3 protein-coding genes are annotated in these 3971 nt (G+C 50.4%); 1 reads left to right on the forward strand and 2 read right to left on the reverse strand.

What is annotated here, in order from left to right:
- Nucleotides 1-249 (forward strand): hypothetical protein (locus DUT91_RS26460; RefSeq protein ID WP_210207973.1); only part of this gene is annotated, 249 nt, incomplete at its 5' end.
- A gap of 34 nt (nucleotides 250-283) precedes the next feature.
- Here DUT91_RS26460 and DUT91_RS24535 read toward each other — a convergent pair.
- On the reverse strand, nucleotides 284-3667 hold the full coding sequence (locus DUT91_RS24535) for an autotransporter domain-containing protein (protein ID WP_114443002.1): 3384 nt from the start codon (nucleotides 3665-3667) through the stop codon (nucleotides 284-286).
- Nucleotides 3668-3812: 145 nt separating this feature from the next.
- Nucleotides 3813-3971 (reverse strand): transposase (locus DUT91_RS27065; protein WP_245420007.1); only part of this gene is annotated, 159 nt, incomplete at its 5' end.

The raw sequence follows: 3971 nt of genomic DNA on the forward strand, positions 1-3971 counted from the left end.
TGGCAACAAGGTGCCGATCTCGCTGATGAAATCGGGAGGCGCAACCAGCCCGCCTCCCTGAAGGGAAGCCGGAAAACTCCAGCCTCCGCTGGTCCAAATTTGGGGGGCACTTCACAAAACCGCTGGATGAAAGTTCATTGGCAGGTCATCAGCCTCACATCGTTCGGCAGTGACGCGCTCACTTTCGCTGCAGAGGACAGCGGCCCGAAACCAGCAGCAGGCCAGCAACCACTCCATCTGTTCAGTTAAACTCATTTGCGGTCAGATTTTTGAGCGCAGTCAATCAGAATTTGACGGTGAGATCAGCCTTGACTGCATTATCGCGAGCCAGAGATGAAAACTGACCAGTATAGGAAATACCGAGAGTTGTTGCCTTATTGAGGTTGATATCGAATCCTGCCTCGACGATAAAAACATCTTGTGCGATAGGGAGCCCCTCAATTGTGAAGCTGTTGCCGCCGGCAAATGCAAGGCGGCTGTCCGACCTGACATCACCAAAACCATGGTTCCAACCCAGCATGCCGCGCCCTTTCACTGCGGTGTTTTCGCTTAAGATGATGTCATGCGATGCCCTGAGCCCAAGTGTTGTCATCGTCACATCATTGGATTCAGAGAAACCCGTAAGGCCTGTGATGCCGCCACTCTCGGTAAAGCTGTCCGTCTTAAGGCGGGTATAGGCAACATTCACAAAAGGTTCTATCGCCGCATAAGGTATGGCAATGCGATAGGCAGCCTCGCCAAACAGCTGAAACGAATTGGCACCATAGTCCGCATTATTGCTTTCGCGAACATCCTGAAGCCACGCTTTACGGCTGGTATTGATTTCATGCTGAGCAAGGCTGGCGCCCAAACTGATGGTCAGTGCATCAATCTGTATGCCACCATAGATTCCTACCTCGTAACTGCCAACAGAAGCGTTGCCTAGCTGTGAATCAACCGAGCTATTACCATAGCCTGCCAGAATCCCAAGTAGCCATGTGTCGGCAATCATACCGTCCACACCAGTGACAAAACCGCCAATGTGCTTGCGGTATGCTGCCGCATTGCCATCACCGTCAGCATGACTCCATGAACCATAAGTCTTTGCCCAACTGGTGGGACCCGATGCGCCTGTATAAACCTCCTGTCCAGTGGATTTGACGGGAGCGATCGCTATGTCAGCAACAGCAGCAAAGGCAGCTCTGATCCGACCAATGGCGGCGTCGCGCACGAAACGACCGTCTTCCATCAGAGTCCCTTTTAAAGAACTGTGAATTTCACCTGAAAGTGAGGAGAAAGCAGCGGGGAGATCCTCTGCAAGAGAGGTCGTAACAACCAAATCGTAAAGCCGATTGCTAATTTTGAGGCTCTCTATCCCATTTGCCGCAGCTTTCTGATTATAGGTAACACCAGCGTCAGCAAAGGCGCGATTGTTGCGTGACAGGCTGACAGCCACATCATTGTCTCCATAGGAAAGAACGCCGCCGATGAAGTAATAAGCAGGGGAAACACCACTGAATTCACCGGTTCTACCACCGGTTGCCTTAAGTACTGTATATTTCTGCCCCAGTAACTCCAGCACCTCTGCCGCAGCGAGGGGTGCAGCGCCGTTTTCCGGAGTAATGATAACTGCACCGCCATTCAGGCTGGCTGTACCGGACACATCAAGCAGTCCACTTCTACCGCTGGGCGCAACGGGAATGACAAGGCCACTGCCTGAATCGAAAACGGCATTGCCTTTTACAGATAGCGTACTCACGGAATTACCAGGGATCACCATTCCCCCCGCATGTGCCATTATGCTGCCAACGAGGCCGTTTCCCTCGAGAACACCACCATTAAGTGTAACATCACCGGTTGCGCCTGAGGTGCTGACCCTCAGCCAACCACCATTCACCATTGCTTCGGCAATCGTACCATCGACAGTTAAAAGGGCGCGGTAGTTGATGAACGATGAGGAAATAATCGATCCACCTTCAGCAATCACTAACTCGCCGCCATCTATAATAGTATCGCCGCGATAGGTGTTGGTGCCTGCAAGGATCAGCTGTCCAAAATCTGATTTGGTTAAGCCACCTTCGTAATCAGTATTGGTTTTGGAAGAGAGTTTATCAATACGTTCCTGCGTGACGGCAATCGTATTACGAACCTTCTCATTTGCAGCGAGCTCGCTTTCCGATAGGGTTGGGGCAGAACTCAATTTTGATTCAAGTTCTGCTTTCTTTTTTTCCCAAGTGGCAATTTCGCTCTGTTCTTCCAGTTGCCGCTGTTGCATTGCCTCGTCCGAAATATCATTCGACCATGTATCTGATATGCCATAAGGCAGACGAGCCTCAGTCCGGCCAAGAAATTGGCCAGGGCCACGCATGGCTTTGTCAAGATTGATGAGACCCCAGCCATATACTTCATCAACACCGCTCTCACCGAGATCTGTTGAGCTTGACTTGAGAATATCGTTGACATCCCTGTTGAGCAAATAAGGAAAACGCTGTTTCAATACCCCAATACTACCAGAGACGAATGGCCCTGCCATTGAAGTGCCGTTAAATTTTTTATATCCAGCCTTCAAATCAGTAAGAGTATCGCCGGGTTCCTTACCAGTAAGATCAGCCTCAACGACACTGCTATTAATCCTGGTTCCGGGAGCAGCCACACAAAAATATTTAGCATATCCACAATTGCTGGAAAACCCGCTGCGGGTTACGCCGTTGGGATCACGTGAGTTGAGTTGCACACTCATTGTCGTGATCCAGTTTTTTTCAAGTTCGGGCATAAATGTCGCAAACCCCGCCATCGCATCAGGATCGGCGCCGGAATCGTTACCTGCTGAAAATTCAATAATGATCCCTTTGCGCGCAGCCTCTATGACACCGTCATAGGCACCGCCTTCCGCAGTTCCAAGAATTGATTTGATCTCTTGAAATTGCGCCGCTGCCTGATCATATTTCCAACGGGAACTGCTTATCCCTATACCCCAGCTGTTGGTGATCACATCAACATTGCTGTCAATCATCGCTCTCCACGCAGCCAGATAGACTCCCCCGTCATTACCTTTTACAATGCCGTCTTCAGGACCGGGGTCGCCATTGTCCGCTGCAAAAATACGGGCGTCATAAGCAACACCTTGCATTACACCCCAATTGCTTGTGGTTGTGTCGCGATTGCCTGCGGCGATGCCGGCAACATGAGTGCCATGGGTTGCTACGCCATTTCTACCATCCGAATAAATGCTGCCGTCAAAGAGAAATGGGTCTCCCGATTTTACGGGCAGATACGGATCGTCATAAACGCGGATGCCGCTCGTGGTTTTAAAAGTAAGCTTGTCCTCGCTATTTATCTTCTCTGAAAATTCTGGATGTAATGACCAAACAGGCTGGTCAATAATGCCGATCCGAGAACCCAGCCCGGAATAGCCAAGTGCATAGGCGCCATCAGCGTTAATAGCCTTCAGCCCCCAATTGCCGTTGAATTCGGGATCATTGCGCCAGCTTTCTTTGGCTGAATTTAGATCATCGGCGCGTGTACCATCGCTGCTATAATACTTTCCATCGAGTTCCTGCGCCAGCGCCCCGGGCAGGAGTCCGCCGCACAGTGCTGTAGTAAAAACGTAGGCAGTTAGGTACTTTCGAAATAAATAAAGACGGTTAAGACATGAGGCGTCACGAGACAAATCTGTCGTTCTAATCATATAAAATCTCCTCTCCACTAAGCAGGAGTATTATCAATTACTTGGACGATAAAAAGGGATGCCATCACCCCTATTTTACGTTGACAAAACATCCATGGAATTTGCGGAAGAATAGAGAATATATCCCAAGGTTTCTTTCCTGGCGTCACAACCCGAAAGTAGTGAATCTGTCCGACATCAGCCGGGCCGCCGCCAGATTCAGGCAGCTTTGGCCGTCCGGGAAGGCTCCCACGACGCGAGTGCGCCGGCGGATTTCCTTCATGATCCGCTCCAGCGGATTGTTGGTTCTGATCTTGAGCCAATG

This window comes from Paramesorhizobium salinisoli, from assembly GCF_003335045.1.
GTDB classification, from domain to species: Bacteria; Pseudomonadota; Alphaproteobacteria; order Rhizobiales; family Rhizobiaceae; genus Paramesorhizobium; species Paramesorhizobium salinisoli.

Coding starts and splice junctions, on each gene's coding strand:
- DUT91_RS24535 (WP_114443002.1), bottom strand. CDS start 3,667: ATGATTAGAACGACAGATTTGTCTCGTGACGCCTCATGTCTTAACCGT.